We start from the raw sequence: 4,898 nt of genomic DNA on the forward strand, positions 1-4,898 counted from the left end.
CTCCTGACTCCTGACTCCCGACTCCTGACTCCCGACTCCCGACGGTTCAAGTCTAATTAACTGGATAAAGTGCGACGTTTCATGACCATTTCGTAGGCTTCGATAATGTCGCCTTCTTTCCAGTCATTGAATTTAGAAACACCGACACCGCACTCGAAACCGGTAGCTACTTCCCGGGCATCTTCCTTCATCCGTTTGAGGGAATCGAGAACTCCCTGATAAACAATTTCCTTGCCGCGACGCACGCGCAGGAAGCGGTTCCGCACCAGTTTACCAGATTGGACATAACAGCCCGCCACGGCCCCACGACCGACGGTGAAGACGGCCCGCACTTCGGCGAAACCGAGGTGTTCTTCCACTTCTTCGGGGTCGAGAAGACCTTCCATCGCCCCTTGAATATCATCGAGAAGCTTGTAGATGATATTGTAATCGCGGATATCGACCCCTTCCCGATCGGCGGATGCGCGCGCACCACTGGCAAGGGTGGTATTAAAGCCCACCACCACCGCACCACTAGCGGCGGCCAGATCCACATCGGTTTCGGTGATTTCCCCCGGAGAGGCGAGGAGAACGCGAATCTGCACTTCGTTTTGGGGTAACTGTTTGAGCGCACCGAGGATGGCCTCGACGGAACCTTGCACATCTGCCTTGAGGATGAGATTAAGTTCCTTGAGTTGTCCTTCTTGAGCTTGGATAGAGAGGGTGCTAAGGCTAACGCGACGGGAGGAGAGGGCCTGTTGTAAACGGGTGTTGCGTCGTTCGATCGCCCGTTGATCAGCGATTGATCGGGCCTCTTTTTCACTTTCATAGACATCGAATTCATCGCCAGCGGCCGGCACATCACTGAGACCGAGGATTTCCACGGCGAAGGAGGGGGTGGCCGCTTCGACTTTTTGACCGCGATCATCGATCATGGCCCGAATTTTGCCGAAAACGGAACCGGCGACGATGCTATCACCGACGCGGAGAGTGCCATTCTGGACGAGCAGGGTAGCCACGGGGCCTTTGGTGCGATCGAGGTTAGCTTCGATGACGGTTCCCTTCGCCAAGCGGTCGGGGTTAGCGACCAATTCCTCCACTTCTGCCACCAAGAGGATCATTTCCAGCAGATTATCGAGATTTTCACCCCGCAGGGCGCTAACGGGAACCATGATCGTCTCACCGCCCCAATCTTCGGCCACCAGTCCCTGTTCGGTCAATTCCTGTTTAATCCGGTCGGGGTTAGCTGAAGGTTTATCGACTTTGTTAATCGCCACCACGATGGGGACTTCGGCAGCCCTGGCGTGACTGATTGCCTCTTTCGTTTGGGGTTGTACGCCGTCATCGGCGGCTACCACCAGCACGGCTATATCGGTGACTCTCGCCCCGCGGGCGCGCATAGCGGTAAAAGCTTCGTGGCCGGGGGTATCCAAAAAGACAATCTGTTCCGGTTTGCCGTTATGTTCCACATCGACGTGGTAAGCACCGATGTGCTGGGTGATGCCGCCGGCTTCCCCTTGGGCGACTTTGGTTTTGCGGATCGAGTCGAGGAGGGTGGTTTTGCCGTGGTCAACGTGACCCATAATGGTGACGACGGGGGGACGACGCTGGAGACTTTGCCAGTCGGAGACATCGATCATCTCCGTGGTTTTGATCGCCGCCGACTGGGTGCTGGGGGTTTCCACGGCGATCTCGAAGTCCCTGGCGATCATTTCGATCGTGTCCACGTCGAGAGTTTGGGTGATATTAACCGCCATCCCTTTAAAAAATAGGGTTCTGATGATCTCGGTTTCGGGGACTTTCATCAATTCCGAGAGGTCGCGCACGGTGAGACTGCCGGTGACGACGATGCTTTCCGGGCGTTTTTCCTCTTGGGGTTCTTGGCGCTCGCTTTTCGGTCCGCCAGTGTGGGCGGTTGGTTTACTGGGCCGCTTAACTTTGACTGCTGTTGAAGTGCCGGGGGTGGCAGCCTTAGCGGTGGGCGGTTTGGGGGGACGAGCGGTGGAGAGGGTAAAACTGGGGGTATTAATTAACCCGGACAGTTCCGATTCTAGATCATCGTCATCTTCAAAGAGCGCTTGGGTGCGGCGTTTGTTTTTGCCGGCAGTTTTGGCGGTTTTGGCCGCTTTTTTTTCTTCCTCTTCTTCTTCTTCCCAGCTAGATTTTTTGGCCATGCGAGGGGGCATGGTGGGTCGTTTGAGTTTTTTGGGCCCGTCTGCTCCGAGCAATCCGGTATCTGTATCGATTTCTGTGCCATCAACACCAGATTTCTTGGTGGTATCGGTTTCCTCCTCGCTGGTAGCCGAGATTTTAGCGGGTAACCCGGGGCGAACCGGGCGCTTCAACTCCACTGTCTCCCGCACTTCTCTAGCTGGTTCCGCCAGTTTCGGGCTTTTTCCGTCGGGTTTGCGGTTGAGGGTCGGTTTTTCTGGTTTAGCCAAGCCTACCCTACGCTCAGGACTAGGGGCGTTTTCGCTCTCGCCGCGCTCGCGTTTTTCTCCCCGGGTCCTGTCGTTACTGCCAGGAGCATTTTTAGATCGGGGTTCTGGCCGGCCCGAGGCAGTTTCAGGGCGTGGTTTCGGGGTTAGGGAAGGTCGATTAGGTGGGGCGATTAAGGTGGGGGCTGCTTCTGACACTAGCGGGGTTTCGGTCGGGGTTTCTTTAACACTGGGGCTATGAGATAGCATCTCTGCTGCAGTGGCGGGAGTTTTTTCGGCCGCCTCGTCGCGCCCTGGGGCAGCAACGAGGGGTTTAACCGGGGGACGGGGGGGACTGATTAAAGTCGGTTTGGCCGAGGAACCGGCTTGACCGGGATAGCTTTCCCCTTCTTCGCCGGTTTCGGGGCGGTTGTGTTTATGCAGGGCTAAAATCTTTTGTTTTTTTTCTTCGGCAGGACTAGCCGATTCTCGCTGACCCGTGCTATTTTTACTGGTACTCGAGGCAAATCCCTTCGCAGCGATTGCTTTGATGCGTTGGGCATCCTCTTCGCTGATCGTGCTACTGTGGCTCTTGTACTCGATGTTCAACTGGTCACAGATGTCCAAAATGTCTTTGTTGTCTAGATTCAATTCTTTTGATAAATCGTAAATTCTGACTTTCGTGTTACTCATCCATTATCCCCCGGCTAAAGTGTTAGTGATCCTATAAGTTGGCTGATTTTTTGATCCTGTCAGGACTGTCCCCTTTCCATGCTAACGATTTTGTGGCTATGATCGTCAATTTTAATCCTGATTTGGACGACCTTGCCAGGCAGTCCCGAGTCGCTCTTGCAAGGATTCATAGAGCGTTTCGGGAATATTGGCTTTTAGGGCGCGTCCGAGACGATTTTTTTGTCGGGCTAGTTGCAGGCAGTTGGGCTGTGGACAGATATAGGCTGATCTTCCCATGCCTTGATCTAATTGTATCTGTCCGGACGGGTGTAGTCGGACAATTCGCCAAAAGGATTCTTTCGGGGCGAAGAGACGGCAGCTAATACAGCGTCGATAATTGACAAAGGTGTTCATTATCGGTCTAAATCCTGCGATTCTGGGTCTGTTTCAGCAGTTTTCACCTCTTGTTCGCCTTTATAGAGGGCTATATCCTTAATATCGATTTTCCAGCCCGTCAGACGGGCGGCTAGACGCACGTTCTGCCCTTCTTTGCCAATCGCTAAACTCAATTGATCCTGTGCCACCAGTACCAGTGCTTGTCTTTCTTCGGCATTAGTGAACAAAACTTGGTCGATACGGGCGGGACTAAGGGCATTGGCGATGTAGGTGGCGGGGTCTGGAGACCAACGAATCACGTCGATTTTTTCGCCCCGCAATTCGTTAACCACGGCTTGAATCCGCGAACCTCTGGCCCCAATACAGGCCCCAACCGGATCCACGTCTCTCTCTAAGGTATCGACGGCGATTTTTGTCCGCGAACCAACGTGACGGGAGGGGGGATTGGCTTCCCGGGCGACAGCAACAATACGCACGATTTCCTCCTCGATTTCGGGAACTTCGTTGGCGAACAAATATACTACCAAACCCGCCGCCGCTCTGGAAACGATTAATTGCGGGCCGCGGTGAGAACCTTCCAGGACTTTTTTGAGCAGCACTTTAAAGGTGGCGTTAGCGCGATAGTTATCGTTGGGTAGCTGTTCCCGTTTGGGTAGTTCTGCTTCCACTTCCGGTTGACCGTAGGTGCTTTGTACCATGACAATAGCGGCCTGTCTTTCAAAACGGACGACCCGGGCCTGTAAAACCGTTCCTTCCAGATCTTGGAACTCCTCTTGAATCAATTTGCGTTGGTTATCCCGCAGTTTTTGCAGTAAAACCTGTTTAGTTTGAATCGCCGCCATGCGACCAAATTCTTTTTGGTCGGGGGTGACATCAAGAACTACTTCATCCCCTAACTGGGCCTCATCGGCCACTTCTTGCACTTCTTTGAGACCGATGTGATGGTCGGGATTGGTCACTTCTTCGACAATAGTTTTAGTAGAAAGGATGCGAAAGCCTTCTTCTTCTACGTCTAATTCCACATCAAAGTTATTGAAATAATCTTCATGGAATTGAGCAGCTTTTTCTAAACTTTGGGCGCGTCGATAACGTTCGTAACCCTTGATAAGTGCTTCACGCAAAGCCTCCTGTACGGCATTTTTGGGCAGATTATGTCGTTGGCTAATTTCTTCGAGCATTATTTTTAAACCAGGCAAATTAACAGTAGCCATAATTATTTTTTCTCCTTACTTTTGAGTGATTAGTTTTTTAGCCATTAGCCTTGTATCAGTTATCAGATGTAAGTTATCAGTTATCAGATGTAAGTTTTAAGTTAATCAGTTAGTTATTTATTTAGGTTCTTCGTTACTTGGTATGGTTCGATAGGGGGGCATAAATCGACTAAATCCTTATCTGGTAAGAGACTTAATTGATTAGTTCGCTCTAGATCAAAAA

3 protein-coding genes are annotated in these 4,898 nt (G+C 52.0%); all 3 read right to left on the reverse strand.

What is annotated here, in order from left to right; genetic code table 11:
• Positions 1-56: 56 nt before the first annotated feature.
• Positions 57-3,089 carry a translation initiation factor IF-2 gene (infB, locus tag PX636_RS15925; RefSeq protein ID WP_002798548.1) on the reverse strand — a complete coding sequence of 1,011 codons (3,033 nt, stop codon included), beginning with the start codon at positions 3,087-3,089 and terminating at the stop codon, positions 57-59.
• A 111-nt stretch (positions 3,090-3,200) separates the two neighbouring features.
• On the reverse strand, positions 3,201-3,482 hold the full coding sequence (locus PX636_RS15930) for a YlxR family protein (protein WP_002798549.1): 282 nt from the start codon (positions 3,480-3,482) through the stop codon (positions 3,201-3,203).
• Positions 3,482-4,675: a transcription termination factor NusA gene (nusA, locus tag PX636_RS15935; RefSeq protein WP_079209546.1), complete on the reverse strand. Its 1,194-nt coding sequence runs from the start codon at positions 4,673-4,675 to the stop codon at positions 3,482-3,484. The genes PX636_RS15930 and nusA overlap by 1 nt, the downstream gene beginning before the upstream one ends.
• Positions 4,676-4,898 lie beyond the last annotated feature (223 nt).

It is taken from the genome of Microcystis sp. M53598_WE2 (assembly GCF_030067735.1).
GTDB lineage: Bacteria > Cyanobacteriota > Cyanobacteriia > Cyanobacteriales > Microcystaceae > Microcystis > Microcystis aeruginosa.